This window comes from Aquimarina sp. AWH4_224 (genome assembly GCF_056160245.1).
Genome location: NZ_JBSWWU010000004.1, coordinates 194,223 through 219,217, shown reverse-complemented (window position 1 = coordinate 219,217; position 24,995 = coordinate 194,223). Strand labels below are relative to the sequence as shown.

Annotated in this window: 23 protein-coding genes; 13 read left to right on the top strand and 10 right to left on the bottom strand. The window is 35.8% G+C overall.

From position 1 onward, the window contains the following. The gene (locus ACXAGJ_RS09890) at window positions 1–2,838 is read left to right on the top strand and encodes a TonB-dependent receptor (protein WP_474839366.1); all 2,838 of its coding nucleotides are present in this window, start codon (window positions 1–3) and stop codon (window positions 2,836–2,838) included. A gap of 82 nt (window positions 2,839–2,920) precedes the next feature. On the opposite strand, the gene ACXAGJ_RS09885 is transcribed toward ACXAGJ_RS09890, so the two are convergent. Then, on the bottom strand, window positions 2,921–4,327 hold the full coding sequence (locus ACXAGJ_RS09885) for an MATE family efflux transporter (RefSeq protein WP_474839364.1): 1,407 nt from the start codon (window positions 4,325–4,327) through the stop codon (window positions 2,921–2,923). Between the two features lie 291 nt (window positions 4,328–4,618). Between ACXAGJ_RS09885 and ACXAGJ_RS09880 the strand changes: the two genes are divergently transcribed. The 5 genes from ACXAGJ_RS09880 to ACXAGJ_RS09860 all read left to right on the top strand — a co-directional run bounded on the left by ACXAGJ_RS09880 (window position 4,619) and on the right by ACXAGJ_RS09860 (window position 8,156). Next, entirely contained in the window at window positions 4,619–4,966 is a 348-nt protein-coding gene (locus tag ACXAGJ_RS09880) for a T9SS type A sorting domain-containing protein (RefSeq protein ID WP_073318309.1), read from the top strand. 109 nt (window positions 4,967–5,075) lie between these two features. Next, complete coding sequence (locus tag ACXAGJ_RS09875) at window positions 5,076–6,056, top strand: acyl-CoA synthetase family protein (protein ID WP_474839362.1); 981 nt, start codon at window positions 5,076–5,078, stop codon at window positions 6,054–6,056. A gap of 1 nt (window position 6,057) precedes the next feature. Continuing rightward, window positions 6,058–7,095, top strand: coding sequence for a hypothetical protein (locus ACXAGJ_RS09870; RefSeq protein ID WP_474839360.1), 1,038 nt, complete (start codon window positions 6,058–6,060; stop codon window positions 7,093–7,095). Continuing rightward, a complete protein-coding gene (locus tag ACXAGJ_RS09865; protein ID WP_474839358.1) occupies window positions 7,085–7,603 on the top strand; it encodes a DUF350 domain-containing protein in 519 nt (172 codons plus the stop codon). Before ACXAGJ_RS09870 ends, ACXAGJ_RS09865 begins: the two co-directional genes overlap by 11 nt. A 103-nt stretch (window positions 7,604–7,706) precedes the next feature. Then, complete coding sequence (locus ACXAGJ_RS09860) at window positions 7,707–8,156, top strand: YHS domain-containing (seleno)protein (RefSeq protein ID WP_474839356.1); 450 nt, start codon at window positions 7,707–7,709, stop codon at window positions 8,154–8,156. Between the two features lie 123 nt (window positions 8,157–8,279). Here ACXAGJ_RS09860 and tyrS read toward each other — a convergent pair whose 3' ends face one another. After that, a complete protein-coding gene (gene tyrS, locus ACXAGJ_RS09855) occupies window positions 8,280–9,575 on the bottom strand; it encodes a tyrosine--tRNA ligase (RefSeq protein WP_474839354.1) in 1,296 nt (431 codons plus the stop codon). Window positions 9,576–9,756: 181 nt separating this feature from the next. Here tyrS and ACXAGJ_RS09850 point away from each other — a divergent pair, with 181 nt between their 5' ends. Then, window positions 9,757–12,894: a CHAT domain-containing protein gene (locus tag ACXAGJ_RS09850; protein WP_474839352.1), complete on the top strand. Its 3,138-nt coding sequence runs from the start codon at window positions 9,757–9,759 to the stop codon at window positions 12,892–12,894. A gap of 31 nt (window positions 12,895–12,925) precedes the next feature. Next, window positions 12,926–13,933, top strand: coding sequence for an NAD-dependent epimerase/dehydratase family protein (locus ACXAGJ_RS09845; protein ID WP_474839350.1), 1,008 nt, complete (start codon window positions 12,926–12,928; stop codon window positions 13,931–13,933). Here ACXAGJ_RS09845 and ACXAGJ_RS09840 read toward each other — a convergent pair. From ACXAGJ_RS09840 to ACXAGJ_RS09830, 3 genes are read right to left on the bottom strand one after another with little or no spacing between them, the layout of a single operon-like run. Continuing rightward, entirely contained in the window at window positions 13,908–14,444 is a 537-nt protein-coding gene (locus ACXAGJ_RS09840) for a DUF4296 domain-containing protein (protein WP_474839348.1), read from the bottom strand. The two genes, ACXAGJ_RS09845 and ACXAGJ_RS09840, sit on opposite strands and share 26 nt — an antisense overlap. Then, window positions 14,444–15,784, bottom strand: coding sequence for a dihydroorotase (locus ACXAGJ_RS09835; RefSeq protein WP_474839782.1), 1,341 nt, complete (start codon window positions 15,782–15,784; stop codon window positions 14,444–14,446). Before ACXAGJ_RS09835 ends, ACXAGJ_RS09840 begins: the two co-directional genes overlap by 1 nt. A gap of 2 nt (window positions 15,785–15,786) precedes the next feature. Beyond that, the gene (locus ACXAGJ_RS09830) at window positions 15,787–16,518 is read right to left on the bottom strand and encodes a polyprenol monophosphomannose synthase (RefSeq protein ID WP_474839346.1); all 732 of its coding nucleotides are present in this window, start codon (window positions 16,516–16,518) and stop codon (window positions 15,787–15,789) included. Window positions 16,519–16,613: 95 nt separating this feature from the next. Here ACXAGJ_RS09830 and ACXAGJ_RS09825 point away from each other — a divergent pair, with 95 nt between their 5' ends. Continuing rightward, entirely contained in the window at window positions 16,614–17,267 is a 654-nt protein-coding gene (locus ACXAGJ_RS09825) for a DUF4271 domain-containing protein (protein ID WP_474839342.1), read from the top strand. A 33-nt stretch (window positions 17,268–17,300) separates the two neighbouring features. Continuing rightward, window positions 17,301–18,047, top strand: a complete 747-nt coding sequence (locus ACXAGJ_RS09820; protein ID WP_473283469.1) for a uroporphyrinogen-III synthase — start codon at window positions 17,301–17,303, stop codon at window positions 18,045–18,047. Window positions 18,048–18,141: 94 nt separating this feature from the next. Here ACXAGJ_RS09820 and pckA read toward each other — a convergent pair whose 3' ends face one another. Next, the gene (gene pckA / locus ACXAGJ_RS09815) at window positions 18,142–19,758 is read right to left on the bottom strand and encodes a phosphoenolpyruvate carboxykinase (ATP) (RefSeq protein WP_473283470.1); all 1,617 of its coding nucleotides are present in this window, start codon (window positions 19,756–19,758) and stop codon (window positions 18,142–18,144) included. A 59-nt stretch (window positions 19,759–19,817) separates the two neighbouring features. Continuing rightward, complete coding sequence (locus ACXAGJ_RS09810; RefSeq protein WP_473283472.1) at window positions 19,818–20,210, bottom strand: DUF423 domain-containing protein; 393 nt, start codon at window positions 20,208–20,210, stop codon at window positions 19,818–19,820. 150 nt (window positions 20,211–20,360) lie between these two features. Here ACXAGJ_RS09810 and ACXAGJ_RS09805 point away from each other — a divergent pair, with 150 nt between their 5' ends. Beyond that, on the top strand, window positions 20,361–21,731 hold the full coding sequence (locus tag ACXAGJ_RS09805; protein ID WP_474839339.1) for a saccharopine dehydrogenase family protein: 1,371 nt from the start codon (window positions 20,361–20,363) through the stop codon (window positions 21,729–21,731). A 101-nt stretch (window positions 21,732–21,832) separates the two neighbouring features. Further along, the gene (locus ACXAGJ_RS09800) at window positions 21,833–22,303 is read left to right on the top strand and encodes an Lrp/AsnC ligand binding domain-containing protein (protein ID WP_073318353.1); all 471 of its coding nucleotides are present in this window, start codon (window positions 21,833–21,835) and stop codon (window positions 22,301–22,303) included. A gap of 54 nt (window positions 22,304–22,357) precedes the next feature. Here the strand turns inward: ACXAGJ_RS09800 and ACXAGJ_RS09795 are convergent, their stop codons facing one another. From ACXAGJ_RS09795 to ACXAGJ_RS09785, 3 genes are all read right to left on the bottom strand, one after another. Then, window positions 22,358–23,050 (bottom strand): zinc metallopeptidase, encoded by a 693-nt coding sequence (locus tag ACXAGJ_RS09795; protein WP_073318356.1) that lies wholly within the window; start codon window positions 23,048–23,050, stop codon window positions 22,358–22,360. A gap of 106 nt (window positions 23,051–23,156) precedes the next feature. Beyond that, entirely contained in the window at window positions 23,157–24,272 is a 1,116-nt protein-coding gene (gene ald, locus ACXAGJ_RS09790) for an alanine dehydrogenase (RefSeq protein WP_474839336.1), read from the bottom strand. 133 nt (window positions 24,273–24,405) lie between these two features. Then, window positions 24,406–24,711, bottom strand: coding sequence for a SemiSWEET family sugar transporter (locus ACXAGJ_RS09785; RefSeq protein ID WP_474839334.1), 306 nt, complete (start codon window positions 24,709–24,711; stop codon window positions 24,406–24,408). A gap of 87 nt (window positions 24,712–24,798) precedes the next feature. Here ACXAGJ_RS09785 and ACXAGJ_RS09780 point away from each other — a divergent pair, with 87 nt between their 5' ends. Further along, the gene (locus ACXAGJ_RS09780) at window positions 24,799–24,978 is read left to right on the top strand and encodes a hypothetical protein (RefSeq protein ID WP_474839332.1); all 180 of its coding nucleotides are present in this window, start codon (window positions 24,799–24,801) and stop codon (window positions 24,976–24,978) included. The last annotated feature ends 17 nt before the right edge of the window (window positions 24,979–24,995 follow it).

The following is a 24,995-nucleotide window of genomic DNA, read 5'->3' as shown; positions in this document are numbered from 1 at the left end:
ATGCATATTACAATATCGATTAAGAAACTACTTTGTACACTCTTTATTTTGGGAGGTAGTCTTGCATCTTTTGCGCAAGGAAAGGTGACAGGTAAAGTTATTGATGGGGAGACAAATGATGTACTGCCTTTTGCCAATATTGCCGTTAAAGGCACAACTATTGGTTCTACTTCAGACTTTGATGGTTTGTATGAGCTCTCATTAGATCCTGGTACCTATACCATTGTATTCTCATTTGTTGGATACGAAACCAAAGAAGTAAGCGGAGTAGAAATCAAATCTTCTGGAGACGTAGTAGATCTTAATGTAACGATTAACGCTACAGCTGCCACCCTTGAAGATGTAGTGATTACAACCACGGTACGTAAAAATACCGAAGCAGCAGTATTAACGCTGCAAAAAAACTCCGTAAAATTACTTGATGGGCTTTCTATCGAAAGTATCAAAACTACAGGAGCAAGCAATATTGCAAGTGCCGTAAAAAATGTCCCTGGTGTATCAGTACAAGGCGGAAAGTTTGTGTACGTACGAGGACTAGGAGATCGATACACAAAATCGATATTAAACGGTGTAGATGTTCCCGGATTAGATCCAGACAGAAACACGCTACAGTTAGACATTTTCCCTACTAATATCTTAGAAAACATCTTGGTAATTAAGTCTTCTACCGCAGACCAACCTGCTGATTTTACAGGGGGTGTAGTAGATATCATTACCAAAGATTTACCATCAAGAGAAGAATACAGCATCTCTGTAGGAGCATCGTATAACTCTTCAATGCACTTTAATGACAATTACCTTCAATATGATGGAGGAAATACAGATTTCTTAGGGTTTGACGATGGTACAAGAGACAATCCTTTAGAAAACACTCCAGGTGTATTACCATTTCCTCAAGTTGATCCTAACGCTGCCATCCAAAATACGCAAGCTTTTGAACGTACGTTGGCTGCACAAAGAGACCAAAGTTTTACAGATTTTAGCTTTGGATTTACTGCAGGTAAGCAATTTGAGTTAGGTGATAATCGATTAGGATTTTTGGCTTCTGCATCGTATCGAAACGAAACTACCTATTACGAGGACTATATCGAGGGACAGGTTTTTAGAAAAAATGCAGATCCTTCTATCTTCGAATTGGGAGTGGATCGAAGCCAACAAGGAGAAGTTGGGGTGAACAATATATTATTGAATGGATTAATTGGTTTGTCCTACAAGACTGAAAAATCAAAATACAAATTCAACGTGCTTCATATCCAAAATGGAGAATCTGAAGCTTCTATTTTTGATCAAAGAAACTTAATCATCAACTCTAACCAGATCAAACAAGATAACTTGATTTACACGCAACGCTCGATTACCAACGTATTACTATCAGGTAGACACAGTAGCGAAAGCACCAACTGGTTAATAGAATGGAAATTATCACCTACCCTGTCTAGAGTATATGATAAGGATTTAAGAACGACTAACTTTATAGTAAGCGAAAGTGATCCATCCGTATTTACTATTAGTCCTAGTGAAGGTGGAGATCCTAGAAGAATCTGGAGAGATCTCGAAGAAATTAACCTGGCAGGAAAACTAGATATCACCAAAAAGCACAAACTTTTTGGAAGAGATGCGAAAACCAAATTTGGTGGTGCGTATACCTATAAGCAGCGTGATTTTGCTGTAGATCAATTCTCGCTTCCATTTGCGGGTAGTTTTGACACCTCTGTATTGGGTGGAGATCCCGATCAAGTTCTTGCTCCAGAAAACATTTTTAATACAGGAACAGGCCAAGGGTTCTTTGCAAGAAGAGACTCCAATATTTCTGATACTTTTGACTCTACGATCTCAATTGCCGCAGGTTATATTTCTGAAGAATTCAAACTATCGGATCGTTTTAATGCCATTCTTGGGGTGCGTTTTGAGAAATATGATTTGATCTATACTGGAGAAAGTCAAAGCGGACTTCGATTTGATGAAGAAAACATTTTGGACGAGGCTGATTTCTTTCCTTCGGCCAACTTAATCTATGATCTTAATGAAGACGCCAACCAAAAAATTAGAGCGTCCTATAGTAGAACTACCGCAAGACCGTCGTTTAAAGAAGCGTCTATTGCAGAGATTTTTGATCCAACATCAAATACCTTTTTTATTGGTAATATCAACATTCAACCCACCTATATAGACAACTTTGATTTACGTTACGAGATCTATGGAGAAGGCGCTAACTTCTTTGCTGTAAGTGCATTCTACAAATCATTTGATGATCCGATCGAATTGAGTTTTATTAGAGAAGCTACAGGTCAGTTTACACCTTTAAATCTTGGTGATGCTACAGTTTATGGAGCTGAAATCGAGTTTAGAAGAAACTTGGATTTTATAGGATTTGAAAACTTTAATATAACTACGAACTTCTCTATCATCGAGTCTGAGCAAAACTTTAGTGAAGATGAAAGAGATGCAAGACTAGACAACCTTAGAGTAGGTGAAGAGCTGGAAGATGGTAGAACGCTACAAGGACAATCTCCATTCTTGTTAAACTTTGGTTTGAACTACAATGGTCAAGACAACGGTTGGCAAGGAGGTGTTTTCTACAATGTACAAGGTAGAACCCTTCAAATTGTAGGTAACGGCAACATCCCTGATGTATTTACATTGCCATTTCATAGTTTAAACTTCAATATTGGTAAAACTTTTGGAGAGAAGAGAAACTCTTCTATTTCTTTGAAGTTTAGCAATCTATTAGACGACGATATCGAAAGCGTTTACGAATCTTTTGGTTCTGAAGACAGAGTATATTCTAGATGGAGTCCTGGTCAGGAAATCTCTTTAGGATACACCTATAAGTTCTAAGAAACATTTCATTTTTAAAAGTATACAAAATAAGGCTACCTCTTTAGGTAGCCTTATTATTATCATATATGTTGTAGTTTTATTACACTTGTATGCTCTTCCAACTACCTTTTCTAAACCAAATGATCCCAATAACCGCGATCAAGATTTCTGCAAAAGTGATCGCTAGGAATACTCCCATAGCACCCCATTCAAAAACTAGTGCTGCCAGATAAGCAAAGGGTAATTGAAACACCCAGAAACAGAAAAAATTAATAATTGTAGGGGTTTTGGTATCTCCAGCGCCATTAAAAGATTGTATAATTACCATTCCGTAGGCATAAAATACGTAACCCGCTGCAATTACTCTTAAACTTAGAGCTCCATACTCTACTACCAAAGCTTCAGCACTAAATATTCGAATAATTGCCTCGGCAAAAAGCAGATAGAAGAGCGAAACTCCTAACATAAAATACGCATTGTATTTCCCGGTTTTCCAAACCGATTGCTCTGCTCGTTCCGGCTTTTGAGCTCCTAGGTTTTGTCCTACTAGTGTAGCTGCAGCGTTACTCATTCCCCAAGAAGGCATCAGTGTAAACATCAATACACGAATCGCTATGGTATACCCGGCAAGTACTTCGCTACCAAACTCTGCCATGATACGCATTAAAAATACCCAGCTAGAAGTACCTATGATAAACTGACCAATTCCTCCTAGAGATACTTTGATCAAATTCATCATAATTTCGGCTCGTAAAACCAGGTCCTTAAAGGTAACTTTGATTTTACTCCATCCATAAAAGAGAATTAATAGTTGAAAAATCACAGCGCTTCCTCTACCAATAGTAGTGGCAATGGCAGCGCCTTGTACTCCAAAGGCTGGTATCGGGCCAAAACCAAAAATCAGTATTGGATCGAGAATGATGTTCAGCAAATTAGAAAAAATCAATACTCGCATGGCTACAGAGGCATCTCCTGCACCTCGGAATACGGCATTAATCAAGAACAATAACATAATGGTTACATTACCCCCAAGAAGCACTTGAGTATACCTGTAACCTTCTGCAATCAATTCTGGTTCTCCTCCCATCAATCCAAGGATTTCCTTTGGAAAAAGAATACCAATAATGCTTACTAAAATTGCCACTGCAATTCCAAGAAATATAGATTGTACTGCTGTTTGAGAAGCGCCAGGCACATCTTTTTCTCCGATTCTACGCGCTACAATAGCCGTAACACCCATACTTAATCCTATGGCAATTGCGTAAACCAAAGTAAGTACAGATTCGGTAAGTCCAACGGTAGCAATCGCATTGGCTCCCAAACTGGAAACAAAATACGCATCTACCAAAAAGAAAATGGATTCCATCATCATTTCGAGTACCATCGGTACCGAAAGCATAAAAATCGCACGGCGAATACTACCAGAAGTAAATTCCTGTTCCTTACCAGAAACTGCAGTTTTAAAATATGAAAATATACGTTGTAATGTGAGTCTATTTTGAGTCATGATGTAAAAGAATTATAAGTTGAATAAAGAATAGGAAGCTGTAGAAAGGAAGGTCCTTAGCTTCTAAATCGCGGTGTGACTATGTGCACAATTATGTACATAAATTCTTATAACTTCATGATGACACAAAGATGCGGCATTATTTTTGAACTACAAAATTTAATTTAGGGTAAAACCGTAAAACCAATGACGATCAGCCGTCTATATTAAGGTTTAACATAAAAGAGTGCAAAATTAATAGCGGAATTTAAATTTTAATATTGTATCTTTATTGCCCCAAAATAATTTTGTATGAAAAAAATCTACTTGCTACTCATATTTGTCGGTTTGATATGCTTGTCCTTTACTTCAGGAATTCAAGCGCAGTCAAACACATCTGAAAGACAAGAAAGAACGACCAAACAAAGTATCCAAGGACTTCGCGTTTTTATTAGCCCTGCTAACAAAGATATTTTATACATTACTTCTGATTTACAACTCACTAAAACCGTAAAGATTTTCAACGTTTTGGGTAAACAAGTGGATTATGAAGTACTTACTGGAAGAGAATTACACATTGGAGATCTACCTTCTGGAGTTTATATCCTGAAGATCACTGAAGGAGAGAATAAAACTACGGTGAAGTTCATCAAGCCATAGCCGTAATTACGCTCGTTGTATTTTATTTTCACATTAGACCTGCTTATTTAACACACAAAAACACGGTTTTTCATACCTTTGTTCTACACTAATTTGTTGAACAATACCTATGCTCTTCGAATCCATTTTTTCTATTCAAAACCATATCGATTTTGAGGAGACAGCATTAAAAATATTCCATCATCAATACATTAATAACTTAGTGTATCAAAGATTCTGTAATCTTTTGGGGGTCACACGATCTTCTGTATCTTCTATTGACGGTATACCGTATTTACCTATTGAGTTCTTTAAAAAAGAAAAGGTAATAAGTACAACCAAAATCCCTCAAAAAGTATTCACGAGTAGCGGGACCACCGGGAGTATTACCAGCAAACATTATGTGAGTGATCTTTCGATTTACGAAGATAGTTTCAGAAAAGGGTTTCAACATTTTTATGGTGACATTACTGAATATGTAGTATTAGCACTGTTACCTTCGTATCTAGAAAGAGAAGGGTCTTCTTTGGTTTATATGGCAGAAAAATTAATCGAAGACAGCCAACATCCAGAAAGCGGTTTTTACCTCTATGAAACCGAAAAATTAATCGATACTTTACAAACGTTGTTAACTGGTGATAAGAAAATTTTACTTCTTGGGGTATCATTTGCATTACTAGACCTTATTGAACAACATAAAATCCATCTTACTAATCAGGTAGTGGTAATGGAGACCGGTGGTATGAAAGGTAGACGAAAGGAACTGATAAGAGAGGAACTACATCAAAAATTATCTGAAGGGTTTGGGATACAAAAAATCCATAGTGAATACGGGATGACAGAGTTGTTATCTCAAGCTTACTCCAAAGGTGATGGAATCTTTGAATGCCCACCGTGGATGAAAATGTCTGTTAGAAATCCAGAAGATCCCCTATCTACTATTGGGTATAACAGAACTGGAGGAATTAATATTATTGATCTGGCAAATATAAATTCATGTTCATTTATTGCCACTCAGGACTTGGGCAAAGTATCCCAAGATGGTAGTTTTCAAATTTTAGGTAGATTTGATCACAGCGATATAAGAGGATGTAATCTAATGGCATTGTAACATGACAAAAAACAAAGGAGCTGGCTGTTTTACTTTTCCCGCAATTGTATTAACCGCAATTGTAGGAAGCAGTTTTGTTAAGTCTTTTTTGTCGATTTCCACTTTTTCCGCTTTTCTGCTATTGTTGTTTTTGGTCTCTTTCATCTATGGAAGACTCCTTTATAAACAACATCAAACCTCTCCCTGGAAATATGTAATATATAGTGCATTGTTTACCGCTATTCTAGTGGGTATTGGATATGTTTTTAAGGACATAACTACAGATATAACAACAGGCAAAAAAGACATTTCAGAAGAGATTTACCGGGAAAAAATACTTGAGGATGGAGATTCTATCGTGCTTCTCAGTCAACACAGAACCTGGAAAAACAATTATGGAGATGCATTTGAAGGTTATTTCTCGGTTCGAGAAAAGGACTATGTAGTGTCCAAAAGAAAATATGCTAATCATAGCAATACTCATAAAAGATTTTCCTGGGGTGACCTGTATGAGCATCTTGCCAAAAATGATGGCCCTAAACTGGATTTGATATTACACCGTCTGTTAGAAATAAAAACAAATCACAAACTCAATCAACTGGAGTTTGCTGATGTAGTTGTCACTTTTATACAAGACATACCATATTCTTTGGTTTTTGAAACCGCTTGTGAAGCTCCAGAAAAATACGAATCTTCTATCCGGGATATTTTGGTAAAATGCCCGGACTGTTGTATCGGAGGCATCCCTTTTGGAGTGCAAAACCCTGTAGGGTTTATGGGGAATCTAAAAGGAGATTGTGATACTCGTACGGTAATTATTTATACGATTCTTAGCCATTTTGGATATGACGTAGCAATCCTGAATAGCGATTACTACAGACATTCTATTCTGGGATTAAATGTTCCCACAAAGGGAGTTTACAAATTACATCAAGGAAAACGCTATTATGTTTGGGAAACCACCAGTAAATATTTTACACTGGGCACATTACCCAGCAATTTTAAAAATATCAATCATTGGCATATAATGCTTACAAATACACAACAACATGCAAACTAAATTGCTAACCCTCGCTTTTATAGAAATAGCACTAGCTATATTGATATCAGTACTGATTCTTTTTATCTCTTTCAAAATATTACAACGAGTATTTTTTAAAGATGTAGCTCTGGGAGAGAACAACATGGCGTTTTCTGTATTCACCGCAGGAATTATTTTATCTATCGGCATTATTTTGAGTGAGATCATCCCTTCGATCACCAACATCGTTCGTTTGTCTATGTCTGCAGAAGACGAAATCTCATTTGGCAAGATCATACAATACTCTGGTCTATATCTTTTGATTGGTTTTGGTTTTGCAGTGGTCATCAACACTTCGGTATTTTTACTTTTTTCTGCACTCACCAAAGGTGTTAATGAATTTAAAGATATACAACGCAATAATCTTTCGACTGCCATAGTGGTAAGTGCTACTTTACTTTCGATTACCTTAATTGCCAAAGACAGTATAAGTTTACTGATAAGCGCCTTGGTTCCCTATCCCGAAGCCTCTAATTTCCTGATGTAACTCCCTAAAAATCTTATAAGTATGTTAAAATTGTAATGAACCATTTTTTTTACGACTCAATAGGTGTAACCAAATGAGACAACAAAAAATGAGACAACAAAAAATGAGACAATATTTAACCACAATATTATTAATTTTTGCGACCGTAGTAAGCGCTCAGCAAATCGATTATAACACCAAGAAAAGTTTTATTGCAGAAGGATATGATGTAACGGAATATTTTAATAATAAAGCCGTAAAAGGAGAAAGTAAATACACCGCTACACACGACAATGTAAAATATAAGTTTGCAAGTCAACAAAATCTGGATAAGTTCAAAAGTAACCCAGACAAATATGTTCCTCAGTACGGTGGTTATTGTGCCTATGCTGTAGCAGTAAATAGTGAAAAAGTAGATATCAACCCCAAAACCTTCGAAATACGAGACGGAAAACTGTATTTATTCTATAACTCTTGGGGCATTAATACCCTGGACAAATGGAATGACGAAGGTGCAGATAAATTAAAAGTAAAAGCAGATACGAATTGGCAAAAAATAAAAGCCAAGAAGTAATAAAGATCTTTTAAATCAGTTGCGTCGAACTGTTTTAATTGCTAAGTTTTTTTCAATAATTGATTGGTTAGTTGACAAAGCCTACCTCGCTAAGGGTAGGCTTTGTTTTTTATATGTCTTGATCTATACTGCTCTAATTACAAAGTAGTTTTTCTTTCCTCTTTGTAATAAAACGAATTGATCATTGATTAAATCTTTTTCTGAGATAGAAAAACTATCATTTACTTTTTCTTTATTCACCGAGATCGAATTTTCCTTCAATGCTCTTCGAGCTTCTCCATTTGATTTTAGAAAACCTGTTTTTTCTGCCAAGGCTCCAATAATATCTAGGCCATCAGAAATTTCGTTTTTTGAGACTTCAGCCTGAGGTACTCCATCAAAAACATCCAAAAATGTGGCTTCATCCAACTCCTTTAGATCTGACGACGTAGATTTTCCAAATAAAATACTCGACGCTTTTATCGCATTATCCAAATCCTCTTGAGAGTGCACAATCACAGTTACCTCATCTGCCAATTTTTTTTGTAAAATTCGCATATGTGGCGCTTCTTTATGCTCCTCAATCAACCTTTCTATTTCTTCTTTGCTTAAAAACGTGAAGATCTTGATATACTTTTCAGCATCTTCATCACTGGTATTCAACCAGTATTGATAGAATTTATAAGGAGAAGTTCTATTTGCATCCAACCACACATTACCTCCTTCTGATTTCCCAAATTTGGATCCGTCAGATTTGGTGATTAATGGGCACGTTAATGCATATCCTTTACCTCCCGCGATTCTTCGTATCAACTCGGTTCCGGTGGTGATATTACCCCATTGATCGCTTCCTCCCATTTGCAACGTACACTTGTGTTCTCTATACAAATGCAAAAAGTCATATCCTTGCACCAATTGATAGGTAAACTCCGTAAAAGACATTCCTTCTGACGATTCTGAAGAGATTCTGTTTTTTACAGAATCCTTGGCCATCATATAATTTACGGTGATATGTTTACCAACGTCTCTAATAAAACCTAGAAACGAAAATTCTTTCATCCAATCGTAGTTGTTCACCAACACCGCAGCATTTGGCGCATCACTTTCGAAATCAAGAAACCTACCTAATTGCCTTTTGATAGCTTCCTGGTTATGACGTAGTGTTTTTTCATCGAGAAGATTACGTTCTGCAGATTTCCCCGAAGGATCACCGATCATCCCTGTTGCTCCACCAACCAGCGCAAAAGGTTTATGCCCTGCTCTTTGATAGTGAGCCAATAACATGATGGGTACCAGATTACCAATATGCAAAGAATCTGCTGTTGGATCAAAACCTACATATGCAGATCGCATTTGTTCGTTAAGGTATTCTTCGGTACCAGGCATAGCATCATGCAACATCCCTCGCCATTGTAATTCTTCGATAAAATTCTTGATCATTTTGTAACGTTCTTTTTAAGAGCGACAAAGATAAAAATAAGGACGAAATGATGCTACAGGAACCTGATAGAATTCATAAGTTAAAAATAACCCCCATAAAAAAGTAACATTTTTAGTTACTTTGCTATTAACCCTTGAAGAACATATAATTATTATTATGACTCGACAAAAATTACTTCTTTTGATTAAGATATCATTGATCTTACTTTTTACTTTAGCTTGTAATCTTGTCAATGCCCAGGTAGAGAAAGACACCCTATTGGCTGCTAAGTATTTTGATAAGGGAGATTCACTATTAAATAACAAGAAATATGATCAATCTCTAAGATCTTTTAAAGAGGCATTGGTTATTTATGACAAAAATAATATCAAAGAAAAGAAGGCTACTTGCTATTCAAAAATCGGGAAGGTTTATTTCAATCAAAATGACTACCCAAAATCAATAGAAAGTTTTGAAAAGGCTTTAACATTTTTTTCAAACACAAATAAAAAAGGAATTTATGGATTATTTGAATCTAATCTGTATTTAGGAAGAATGTTTAATATCACTGGTAATTTCGATAACGCTTTAAAGCATTATCTAGATGCCCTAAAGATTTCTCAAAACAACTATGGGGAAACAAACAAAAACACATTGATTGTTTACAGTGACCTAGCAATTGTTTATCGGAGAAAAGGCTTTCTAAATAAAGCCATCCATTATAACGAAAAGGCCTTGCCAATTTGGATAGAACTTCTAGGGGAAAATCATCCAAATATCGCTATTCTTTATAACAATATTGGAAGTATTTTAATGAATAAAGGGGCTTATGACAAAGCGTTAGATTATTTTCAAAAGGCCTTATCAATTTTTTCAGGTATTGAAAATGGAAAAACATCTGTCAACACTTTAATTGTACTGACAAACATAGGAGACATATACAATTATAAACATCAATATGAAAGCGCCCTTGTACACTATAAAAATTCATTAGCTATTACATTAGAATTGCATGGTGAACTCCATGAGGAAACATCAAGAATCTACAATAATCTTGGTGTTGTTATGAATGCAAAAGGTGATAGCAAAAAGGCTTTGCAATACTATAAAAAGAGTGCTGATATTGTGGAGAAATTATACGGATCAAATTATCAATCTTTAGGGACCACCTATATGAATATAGGTATGATATACGCAAATCAGGATATAAAAAACTATGAATTAGGGCTTCAATATTGTTTAAAAGGAGCTAGAATTCTTGAAAAATCTAATAAAGAAAGTATTCATTTATCCGAAGCGTATCATAATATTGGATTCATTTATCATCTTCAAAAAAAATACCCCTTAAGTTTAAACTTTTTTGAAAAAGCTATTTCAAATGAAAGAAAGTACAGAACTAAAAATAATTATCAAATTATCGATTCCTTCCTTGGCTTGGGTAACGTATTTTATGATCAAAGAAAATATCTAATTGCATTAAAATATTACAATAAAGCTTATAGGGAAAATTTGATCGAAAAAAGCAATTTAACTACAAGTGAAAAGTACTACTCTAGCCAATATGCATTATCAATTTTAAGCAAGGAAGCAATAACTTATTTGAGTTTGTTTAAAGAGCAAAATAATTTTGATCATCTTAAAAAAAGTATTGAAAAATACACAGAAACAGAAAAACTAATCGGTTTATCAAAACGAAGTATTGATAATCACAAAGACAAGTTTGATTTTGCAGGAAATACAAAAGGGGTTTTTGCAAAATTTATCGAGGCTCAACTACTAAACTCTAAGATCAAAAAAGAAAAAGACGGTCCTTCATTAAAAGTATTTAATCTTGCTGAAAAAAGCAAAGCAAGCGTATTGAAAGGGATAGTAAATGATATCAATGCTAAAAAATTCTCAGAATTACCAAAAAATATATTAGAACTAGAAAAGGAACTAAGAATTAATCATTCTTTCTACCAATCCCAAATTGCCAAAGAAAATAAAAATCATACTATCGATTCTACTAAATTAAATGCTTTTGAAAACGAATTGTTTTACATTAACACGAGACAAGATTCCTTATACAAAAAAATTTACGATGACTACCCCAAATACCACCTTTTAAAATACGACAACCACGTCATATCAGTAGAAGATGTGCAACAAAAACTAGACGACAAAACCACTCTTTTGGAATTCTTTACAACAGATAGCATCACTTATGCTTTTACTATTTCAAAAAACAATTTTGTAGTCAAGGAACTTAATACTCCAGGATTAAATGATCAAATAGAAGCCTATCGTAAGGCGATCACATCAAAAAATACAAAGAATTTCAAAACCCTATCGCACGCCTTACACCAGTTGTTAATTGCTCCTGTAAAAGATCAGCTTGATGGAGACCAACTGATCATTGTTCCCGACGGACCGCTTTGGCATCTTAATTTTGATCTGTTGCTTACCCAAAATGATCCATCAAACAACCCGAAAAACTTCCCTTATCTTTTAAAAGAGTATGCTATTAACTATGCGAATTCTGCAACGCTTTTGTTTAAAACTCAAACGACCAAAGGAACGAATAAAATCCTGCAAGAGTGTCTAGCGTTCTCGTTTTCTGATAGCACCAATACTAATGACAATACAATGGTGAGTCTTGCCACCCTTCGTGACACCGGAGACGATTTACCTGGAACTCGTGAAGAAATTAGAGCGATCTCTAACATTATAGATGGGCAATATTTTTATGGATCTCAAGCCATAGAAACTAACTTCAAGAAGAATGCAGAAAAATATAACATATTGCACCTGGCATTGCACGGTGAAGTAGACAACGAAAGACCAGAAAACTCAAGATTGTTTTTTACCAAAAGTAAAGATACCCTAGAAGATAATTTACTATACGGTCACGAATTGTTTGCCTTGGACATTCCTGCGGAGTTAACCGTATTAAGTGCTTGTAATACAGGTACAGGAAAAATTGCAAAAGGCGAAGGAATAATGAGCTTGGGAAATGCATTTCAATATGCCGGGACTAAAAGCCTATTATTAACAAGTTGGGAAGTATCAGACCAAACTACTCCAGAGTTAATGAAATATTTTTATACCAACCTTAAAAAAGGAATGCCAAAAAGCAAGGCTTTACAACAGGCTAAATTGAGTTATTTACAATCGGCTAATGTAAATCGTACTCATCCTTTCTATTGGGGAGCTTTTTACCTGGTTGGAGAAGATACACCTATCAACTTTTCTAATAATCCGATATGGTACTGGGGTATTGGAATTGGTGTTTTAGCACTACTTTTAGGGATGTATTTTATCTATCAAAGAAAGATGAAAAAGCCTCATATAAGAGCTTAATTCATTACTTTAGCATTGCAGAACACACACTATGGTTTTAGTAACAGGAGCAACAGGCCTGGTAGGCACACACTTATTAGTTCAACTTGTAGAGGAGAAGTTACCTGTACGCGCCCTGTACCGCTCTGATCGTAAAAAGGAATATTCGAGAAAAATCTTTTTACACTATTTGCCCAATCAAGAGGCTGCATTTGAAGCTATCGAATGGGTACAAACAGACATTAACAATATCCCTGAGCTATCCGAGGCTTTTGTTGGTATCACCAAAGTCTATCATTGCGCTGCAAAAATTAGTTTTAACCCTTCCCATTTCAAAAAACTACGCAAGGTTAATATTGATGGTACTGCAAACATCATCAATCTTAGCTTAGCACATGGCGTTAACAAAGTATGTCATGTAAGTTCTATTGCTGCTCTTGGAGAAAACACCTCAGGCAGTCCTGCCGACGAGACTTCTGAATGGAATCCGGAAGCTTTAAATTCCGTATATGCAATTACCAAGTACGGAGCTGAAATGGAAGTTTGGAGAGGTGTTCAAGAAGGTTTGGATGCTGTAATTGTAAATCCCGGGATCATTCTAGGCCCAGGGTTTTATGATGGAGGCAGTGGATTTTTATTTAAAAGAATTCATGCAGGCATGAAATATTACACTTCAGGAACATCAGGTTATGTAAGCGTAAATGACGTGATTACTTGCATGTATAGATTGATGGAAGAAGATCATAAAAATGAACGTTATGTACTAGTAGGAGAGCACTTAAGCTATCAGGAAGCATTCTCAAAAATTGCTTTGGCTTTACAAAAACCTGCACCTACAAAATTAGCCACGCCTTTCTTGTTAAATTTTGCCTATCAATTACAACGAATAAGTCATTTTTTATTTAGAACAAAGCGGTCCATTTTTAAGTCTTCAATACGAAGTGCACTATCCACCTCCCTTTACAAAAATGACAAAATCAAGAAGACTTTAGATTATAAATTCGAACCCGTACAAAAATCTATTGAAGAAGCTGCTACTCTTTTCCTGAAAGGTTATTGAATCGCTTTACTCGAGCTTTTTCCATTTCTTCTTCGATCGCTCGGTTTTTAGCGTCATCAATCTCTAACTCTTTCTTTTTATTTTTTTTATTCTTTTTATCCTTTTTATCATCTTTCTTATCACCCTTGGCTTTTTTGATGGAATCTTGCACCTTTTTGATCGAGTCTTCCTCTTTTTTCAGTTTTTCATACTTTATTTTAGAAACCTCTATATTGCTTTTTACTATGGTAAACATTTCCTTATAGCGTTCTAATTGCCCTCCATACCATGCATTATTTTCGGCAAAGACAATACTATCCACTCCATACTTTCTTAAAATATAAGATTCAGGGTTGATCCCTTTTTCATCAAATACCTTTCTACTAGAAGTTTTTGCAGCTCGTATAAAAGCAATGTCGGTAAGGATATTGATCATAAGCTCCTCCTCCAAAACGGTTTCCGGTTCTTCGGGAGTATCAATACTCTGGCAAGAGAGTATGCATAAGATAAATATTAGTATTAACTTCTTCATTATCTTGTAAACGTTAATCGCTTTCCATTCTTTACATCATACCATTTAAAGTTCTTATAGACTAAGCTTCCATTGATAAAGGTATGTGTAATTCTTGATTTAAAGGTGGTTCCCTCAAAAGGAGACCAACCACATTTGTACGCTACATTTTCCTTATTTACCGTCCATGGCGCATTAAGATCCACCAAAACGGCATCAGCAAAGTATCCTTCTTTGATATACCCACGTTTTTCTACCTGAAACAATCTCGCAGGACTATGACACATTTTTTCTACAATCTTCTCTAGGCTGATTTTTCCCTGATGATAGAATTCCAGCATCGCTGGTAGTGCATGTTGTACTAATGGCCCTCCCGAAGGTGCCTTGGTATACACATTATCCTTTTCTTCCTTGGTATGTGGTGCGTGATCGGTTGCAATCACATCAATAGTATCATTCAATAAAGCTTCGAACAAAGCATCTCGATCTTCGGCTGTTTTTACTGCAGGATTCCATTTGATCAACGCGCCTTTTTCTTTATAATCCTCTTCAGAAAACCATAAGTGATGAATACATACCTCTGCAGTAATTTTTTTCTCCTCCAATGGTATTTTGTTAGTAAACAACTCCATTTCTTTGGCAGTTGATAAATGGAATACATGAAGTCGAGCTCCTGTTTTCTTTGCCAATTCGATCGCTCTAGAAGAAGACAAGTAACATGCTTCTTCACTTCTTATCTTAGGGTGAAATTCGATAGGAATATCATCCCCATATTTTTCCTTGTAAGTGGCAGTATTATCTCTTATTGTCTGTTCATCCTCACAGTGTACAGCGATTAATAAATCCGTAGAAGAAAATATCTTCTCTAATACTTCGGGATTATCGACCAACATATTTCCTGTAGAAGAACCTAAAAACAGTTTCAGACCTGCGACGTTTTTTGGATTTACTTTTAAAATCTCTTCGAGGTTATCGTTGGTACCTCCAAACATAAACGAATAATTCGCATAACTGGTTTTGGAAGCTATGGTATATTTTTCCTCCAAGCGTTCTATAGTTGTTGCTTGAGGGACCGTATTCGGTTGCTCTATAAACGAAGTAATACCTCCAGCAACTGCAGCTCTCGATTCTGTTTCGATCGTTGCTTTGTGCGTAAGTCCCGGTTCTCTAAAATGAACCTGATCATCAATTACTCCTGGGATCAAATACTTTCCTTCGGCATCAAAAATATGTACATCTGGAGATTTTGCACTAATCTGAGGTGCAATTTCTTTAAACACCCCTTTTTCTATATATACATCCCCATTAGTAATTTTTCCTTCATTTACGATATTGGCATTCTTGATAAGCACACTATCCATAATCATATTTCGTAACTTTTAAATAAGCTTTTCAATTTCATTGTTATTACCCCAAATACAGCTTCAGAAATAATTCCTTTACTCATTTTGGAATTTCCTCTGGTTCTATCAGTAAAAATTACTGGAACCTCTTTTATTTTAAATTTCAGCAAATAGGCTTTGAATTTCATTTCGATCTGAAAAGCATACCCCATAAACTTAATTTTGTCGAGATTAATGCGTTGCAATACCTCTCTTTTATAACAGATAAATCCCGCAGTTGTGTCATGAATATCCATTCCAGTTATAAAACGTACGTATCTAGAGGCAAACCACGACAGCAAAACTCTGCTCATTGGCCAGTTTACCACATTGACACCTGTAACATATCTGGAACCTATAGCAACATGTGAACTACCTTTAGCACACGCATTATATAATCGAATCAAATCGTTGGGATTATGTGAAAAATCTGCATCCATTTCAAAAATGAATTCGTAAGATCGTTCTAAGGCCCATTTGAAACCAGTTATGTAAGCAGTGCCTAAACCCAATTTCCCCTCTCGTTCTACCAAAAACAAACGTTCTGGAAACTCGGATTGCATTTTTTTCACTTCGGCGGCCGTTCCATCAGGAGAATTATCGTCTACAATCAAAATATGAAAACCTCTTTGCAGAGAAAACACATTTTTGACGATACGTTCTACATTTTCAATCTCGTTATAGGTAGGGATTATGACTACAGCATCTACCATCTAGGCTATTTTTCACGCAAATATAGGCAAATAATTACTAGATATTTTTTTGTTTTTATAAGTTAATTGATTGTAATTTTAGCCCTGCATATATTATGGAATTCGTCACTAGAGAAATACTATCCACCAATTGGCTTACCATTTTGATTTTGGCATGCCTTTCCCTGTTGGTTGCAGCAAAGCGTCTCAATGCTCTACGATTTAATGAGTTTATTATGCTTTTTAGCACCAATAAATACATTCTATCGAGTCAAAAAGCAAATCGTCTTTCTACTGTTTTTAATAGCCTTTTGTTACTCATGCAAATCGTTTCAGCATCCCTGTTTTTATATCTTGGGGTAGAGGTATTCCAATGGGAAGTACAATCTTTTGAGCTTAATTTATTTTTTAAAATTGCTATTGTATACACCTTTATTGTGATTTTTAAATTATTGATAGAGAAAATAGTAGCCACCATTTTTTCTATCGACACCGTGATCGACGAATATCTATTTTATAAAGTTTCTTACCGTAATTTTATGGGGTTGATATTACTCCCCATAAATATTGTATTTATATATACATTTCAAGCCTCCCAAATTGCCTTCTTAATCATATTTATCCTTTTGGTTATTTTGAATATGATCGTGATGATTTCTTTTTACAAGAAAAATGAAAATATCATTTTAAACCACTTGTTTTATTTTATTTTGTATCTTTGCGCACTTGAAATCGCACCTTATTTTATACTATACAAGCTGGTAAGTTAAATAGGATTTAGGAACGTTAGAAAAGAATAATATATGAAAGTGAAAACAATTTTGGTCTCACAACCAGAGCCTAAAGTAGAAAATTCACCTTATTTTGACTTAGAAGAAAGGGAAAAAGTAAAAATCGACTTTATTCCTTTTATTCATGTAGAAGGAGTAGATGCAAAGGAAGTAAGGCTGCAGAAAGTGGATTTATCACAATACTCTGCTATTATTCTTACAAGCCGGAACTCTGTAGACCATTTTTTCAGAATTGCTGAAGAAATGCGTTACAAAGTACCCGATACTATGAAATACTTCTGCCAAAGTGAGGCGGTAGCATATTACTTGCAGAAATATGTAGTATACAGAAAAAGAAAGATATATGTAGGTAAGCGTACTTTCCAGGAATTATCTCCATTGATCAAGAAGTACAAAAACGAAAAATTCCTATTACCGTCTTCAGATAAATTAAAACCAGAGATTCCTAATACTTTAGACACATTGAAAGTAGATTGGAAGCAAGGGATTTTTTACAGAACTGTGGTAAGCGACCTTTCGGACCTAAGAGATGTATTTTATGATGTTCTTGTATTTTTTAGTCCATCTGGTATAAAATCTTTGTTCGAAAACTTTCCTGATTTCAAACAAAACAACACTCGCATTGCTGTATTCGGAAACTCTACCGTAAAAGCTGCAGAAGAGCATGGATTGGTGGTAAACATTCAGGCTCCAACTCCTGAAACTCCTTCTATGACTATGGCGCTTCAGAAATACATTAAAGAAGTAAACAAAAAATAGATAACCGGAAAAAACCAGGTTATCCAACAACTAACTAAAACAAAAAAGGGTTTGAAATTATTCAAACCCTTTTTTAATACATTATCTATAGTTCTTAGAATCCATATCGCTGAGGCCCTCCTCTTCGGATCTCCTCATTAGCATAAGATTCAAACTTTTTGAAATTCTCTCTGAACGCATTCGTTAATTTAAATGCTGTGGTATAGTACGCCTCATCATCATTCCATGTTGCTCTAGGGCTTAAAACGGTATCAGGAATTCCTGGGCAAGTTCTAGGCTGCGCCACTCCAAATACCGAGTGAATATGATAATCATCATAAGAATACAGTCCTAAATCACCATTCAATACCGCTTGAATCATTGCACGTGTATATTTCAACTTAATACGTGTTCCTACTCCATAAGGTCCACCAGTCCATCCTGTGTTCACCAACCATACATTAACTCCGGTTTCCTGCATCTTCTCTATCAGCATCTCTGCGTACTTTGTAGGATGCAAAGGCATAAACGGAGCTCCAAAACATGCAGAAAAAGAAGGCTGTGGCTCTACAACTCCTGCTTCTGTACCTGCCACCTTTGCCGTATATCCTGATATGAAGTGATATGCCGCTTGACTAGGTGTTAACTTTGAAATCGGAGGCAATACTCCAAAAGCATCTGCCGTAAGGAAAAATATATTTTTGGTATCCTTCCCGATAGAAGGCACCTGAATATTTTCAATATGATGAATAGGGTAACTTACTCTGGTATTCTGCGTAATAGAAGTATCAGCAAAATCAACCTCGCCATTGTCATCTATGATTACATTTTCAAGAATAGCTCCTTTTTTGATTGCTCCATAGATCTCTGGCTCTTTCTCTGAAGATAGATCAATTACTTTTGCATAGCAACCTCCTTCAAAATTGAATATGGTGTTCTCATTCGTCCATCCGTGCTCATCATCACCAATCAACTTGCGGTTAGGATCTGTAGAAAGTGTAGTTTTACCTGTTCCCGAAAGCCCAAAGAAGATTGCAGTATCTCCTTCGTTACCAATATTTGCAGAACAGTGCATTGGTAATACATCACGTTCTACAGGAAGAATAAAGTTTAAGGCAGAGAAAATACCTTTTTTGATCTCGCCAGTATATCCTGTTCCTCCAATAAGTGCAATTTTTCTTCCAAAATTTAAAATCGCAAAGTTATGCTGTCTAGTTCCATCAACACCAGCATCCGCCATAAAACCAGGCGCATTGATTACTGTCCACTCAGGGTCAAAATCTTTTAACTCCTCTGCAGTAGGCCTCAAAAACATATTATAAGCAAACATGTTCGACCACGGATATTCGTTGATCACTCGAATATTTAATCTATATTCCGGATCAGCACAAGCGTAACTATCTCTTACATAAATTTCCTTTCCAGACAAATACTTAGTTACCTTGTCATAAAGTTTATCAAATGCTTCTGGCTCAAAAGGAATATTAATATCACCCCACCAAATCTTGTCTTTGGTGATATCATCTTTCACAATAAAACGGTCCATAGGAGATCGTCCTGTAAACTCTCCTGTTTTGATCGCTAATGCTCCCGATTTAGTGATTTCTCCCTGGCCCTTTTTTACTACCTCTTGTTCTAATTCTTCAGCAGACAATTGGTAGTGCATAGTAGCATCTTCAATACCGTAATTCTTTAACGAAAACGTTTTCGTAGTTGGATACAGTGTTCCCATAAAAATATGTTGTGTATGTTATGTACATGCAAAATTATAAATAATAATTACACTAACCTTCAAAAATTTGACTTAATCTTAACAAGAGATATAATAAAGAAAATCCATCCAAAAATTAACAAAAAACCTCCCAAAGGTGTAATAAAACCAATACTTGACAAAGAAATCCCTAACACTTCATCCAATACCAAAAGGTATATTGATCCTGAAAAAAGAGCAATTCCAGCCACAAAAAGATAAAAGATTCGTTTTTTGGAAGAAGATTCCAAAACATTCATATTCCCTAAAATAATACAAACTATAGCGTGATACATTTGATATCGCACTCCTGTATTAAATGAAGCAATGTTCTTGGCATCTACTAGTTTTTCTAAACCATGTGCCCCAAAAGCACCAAAAAGTACTGCGGTTAAAGCAAGAGAAGCGCCGGTAATCAAAATTGTTTTGTTCATTGTAGTTTCGATTCAATTTGACTATTGATTGAGATAAAAAAGAAATTTTAAACACAAATTTACCAGAAACATAACGAATGTAATAGGATAGCATTCTTATTTTTTTAGGTATTTACTACATTCGTATTAAAGTTATCAAAATAATCGGCTATGCGTAACATCTTAGTTATTGGCGCGGGAAAATCTACTGCGGTGTTAATCAAGTATTTTCAGGATAAATCCACGAGTGAAAACCTATGTATCACTATAGGAGATATTTCGTTGCAAAATGCAGAAAAGCTGGCTGGTGATCACCCCAATACCAAAGCCATTGTGTTAGATGTTTTTGATGAAGATTCAAGACAAAAAGCGATTTCAGAAGCAGATATTGTTATTTCTATGTTGCCCGCACGATTTCATATTGAAGTAGCCAAAGATTGTCTGAAATTTGGCAAAAACATGGTCACTGCCTCGTATGTAAGTCCTGAAATGCAAGAATTACAAGATGATGTGAAACGCAAGGGGCTCTTATTTATGAATGAAATAGGTGTTGACCCGGGTATTGATCATATGAGCGCCATGCAAGTGATCGATCGCATTAGAAACAAGGGAGGAAAACTGATTCTTTTTGAATCCTTTACCGGTGGTTTGGTAGCTCCTGAAAGTGATTCTAATCTATGGAACTATAAGTTTACCTGGAACCCTCGTAATGTCGTCGTAGCTGGACAAGGTGGAGCAGCGAAGTTCTTACAAGAAGGCGCTTACAAATACATCCCTTATCATAAACTGTTTCGACGAACTGAGTTTTTGGAAGTAGAAGGATATGGCAAATTTGAAGCTTATGCCAATCGAAATTCTCTGAAGTATCAAAGCATTTATGGTCTTGATGATATACTTACGTTGTATCGAGGAACGATCAGACGCGTTGGATTCTCCAGAGCGTGGAATACTTTTGTTCAATTAGGAATGACGGCAGATGACTATACTATCGAAAATTCTGAAAACATGAGTTATCGCGATTTTATCAACTCTTTCTTAGCCTATTCTCCCACAGATTCTGCGGAGCTAAAACTACGCCATTATCTAAAGATAGATCAAGACGATATCATGTGGGAAAAATTGCAAGAGCTTGATCTCTTTAACCCAAATAAGAAAGTCGGAATTGCCAATGCTACTCCTGCTCAAATTCTTCAAAAAATACTTACCGAAAAGTGGAGCTTGGATCCCGAAGACAAAGATATGATTGTAATGTATCATAAATTTGGTTACGAACTTGACGGAAAAAGACAACAAATAGATGCCACCATGGTTTGCCTTGGAGAAAATCAGACCTACACAGCAATGGCCAGGACCGTTGGTCTACCCGTAGCAATGGTCGCTTTAAAGATCTTAAATAATGAAGTTTCACTAACAGGAGTACAAATTCCTATCCATAAAGAGGTATACGATCCTATTCTTCAGGAACTAGAAGATTATGATATCATTTTTAAAGAAAAAGAACGGGACTATTTAGGTTATAATCCGGATGGAGTAAAAGGATAATACTCTTAATCACAACTTACAAATTTCTTCATTTGTAAGTTTTTAACTTTCTTTTCTACTATAGAATTGTATTTTTGATTAAAAATTGAAATCTCAATTCTATGAAAAACCAAAATACTACTTTAAAAATTGATGGTATTGACAAAGAAATTTTGCGTAATCTTATGGAAGATGCCCGCAGACCTATCCTTGAAATAGCACGAAAAGTAGGTATCTCTGGGGCAGCAATCCATCAAAGGCTACGTAAAATTGAAGCTTCAGGCCTTATTGCGGGTTCTAAATTCATTATAGATCCAAAAATCTTAGGATATAAAACCATGGCGTTTGTGGGTGTGTTTTTGGACAAAGCCGTAAGCAATCCCAAAGCCGTAAAGGAACTGAAAGAAATCCCAGAAGTTATCGAGTGCCATTACACAACAGGAAACTGGTCGATATTCATCAAAATACTATGCAAAGATAATGAGCACTTGATGAATGTTTTGAATAAAAATATACAAGCTATTGAAGGTGTTTCGCGTACAGAAACTTTCATTTCTCTCGACCAACAAATTGATAGACAAATTAATATCTAAAAAAACCTCTTGCATATCAAACAAGAGGCTTTTTCATATTCGGATAAAGTATTTTTAATCTCTTCTACCCATAAATATAGATATAAAATATAGCAAGGTTGCTAAAGAACCAAGTGCGGCTACTACATAGGTTCTGGCAGCCCACTTTAATGCATCTTTTGCGCCAGCATGTTCTTCTGAGGTAAGCATTCTATTATTCTCTAACCAAGCCAAAGCCCTATTACTGGCATCATATTCTACGGGAAGGGTGATAAATGCAAATAGGGTAGTTACCGCAAATAGCAGTATCCCTACTAGAAATATAGTATTCCCTAGCAACATTCCTGAAGCCGAAAGCACTAAACCAGCCATAATAACGATATTCGACAATTTACTTGCCATACCCACAGCCGGAACAATCTTAGATCGCATAGTCAACCAACTATAAGCTGTAGCGTGCTGTACTGCATGTCCTACCTCGTGTGCTGCAACTGCTGCTGCCGCGGCATTACGCTGATGATACACTCCTTCACTTAGATTAACAGTCTTTTTTAGAGGGTTATAGTGATCGGTAAGCATTCCTGGTGTAGAAATTACCTGTACATCGTTAATACCATTATCCTGTAACATTTTGGTTGCGATTTCTGCACCGCTCATTCCGTTACGAAGATGAATTTTAGAATATTCTTTAAACTTGCTTTTGAGTCTATTGCTTACAAAAGAACTCACCAAAAAGATGATTCCTGCAATGACATAATATCCCATCATAACTTTTACTTTTTATTGTATTAAATGTACAATAAAAAAAGCAAAAACCTCGCCAAAATGACGAGGTCTAAGGTTAAATAAACTTGAGTTAGCCAATAAGTCGAGTTTAACTTATATAATCATTCACGTCGTGTAATGGAAGCTCAAACGCCTCTGAAATAGCGGGATACACTACATCTCCATTAATAACATTTAATCCTTTTTTAAGTGGCTCATTCTCTGCACATGCCTTCTTCCAACCTTTATTTGCTAATTGAACAGCATATGGCAAAGTGACATTCGTAAGTGCCAAAGTAGAGGTATATGGCACTGCTCCTGGCATATTTGCCACAGAATAATGCACCACATCATCAATAATATATACTGGGTCCTGATGCGTTGTAGGCTTGGTCGTCTCAAAACATCCTCCTTGATCCACAGCAACATCTACCAAGACAGTTCCCGGACGCATTTCTTTCAACATATCACGAGTGATTAATTTTGGTGCTTTGGCACCAGGAATCAATACTCCTCCTACGATCAAATCTGATGTCTTGATATGCTTACGGATGGTATACTCGTTTGAATATTCTGTATTAATATTGGCTGGCATCACATCATCCAGATATTTCAATCGTTTTGGACTGATATCAAGAATGGTTACATCTGCTCCCATACCCGCAGCCATTTTTGCAGCTTGAGTTCCTACTACACCACCACCAAGAATCAATACTTTGGCCGGTGCTACACCAGGTACCCCTCCTAATAGGATACCTCTTCCTTTTAAAGGTTTTTCTAAATATTTAGCTCCTTGCTGAATAGACATTCTTCCGGCAACCTCGCTCATAGGAGTTAATAACGGTAAACTACGATCAGGATCTTCAACAGTTTCATAAGAAACACAAACTGATCCACTATCGATCATTGCTTTGGTCAACACCTCGCTAGAAGCAAAATGAAAATAGGTAAATAACAATTGATCTTTCTTGATCAACTTATATTCTGGCTCAATAGGCTCTTTTACCTTGATGATCATTTCAGCTGTTTGATAAACATCCTCAATAGTAGGTAAAATTTTTCCTCCTGCACCTATGTACTCTTCATCACTAAATCCACTCTGAAGACCAGCATCCTTTTGAATATAAACAGTATGACCATGTCTAACCAATTCCATGGTTCCAGCAGGCGTTACACCTACTCTGTTTTCATTATTCTTGATTTCCTTAGGAACACCAATTATCATATTCTTATTTTTTGGTCGAAAATAGCTGTTTTTATGAAATAAAACAATAAATACCCCTTCAAAAATATTTTATTGATAATTTTGACAGGTTTTAATTTAAATTGTTAAAAATCAGCAAACCTTCTAATTTTTATTAATTTTTATATCGGATTTTAAAATAAAGAAGAAGTATTCCGGAAATTGCAGTAACAAAATTAGCCAGGATGATAGGAAAACTATTTATCAAAAAACCATAAACCAACCAGCTGAGCACACCCGAAACAAAAATAAGCAACATCGATAGTGATAAACTATCGGTAGATTTTGTTTTCCAGGTTTTATACACCTGTGGTAAAAATGCCGCAGTGGTTAAGATGGCCGCAATCAACCCTAACAGCTCTACAAAATCAAACCCTAGCAATAACAGATGCGTAAAATAAACAGTCAACATATACTCCATTTCCCTAAACCATTGAAAAATTGTTGCTTCCCAAGCAAAAAAGCAATATCTTAATCAAATATAATTTTTTTCTAAAACAGAAAACCAATGAAACACAGAAATAACAATTCGTTAAAAAAATGGGGTGCAAAAGAATTGAACAAAAGTGCTTTGACAATGGTATTTGGAGGAACTGCTACCACTCCACCAAAGGAAGATGAAATTGTTGAATTTAAACAGGGAAATGACAGAGTAGTACGTAAAAAACCAGGAAGAGTAACCTACTAATTGGATATATTTAAAAA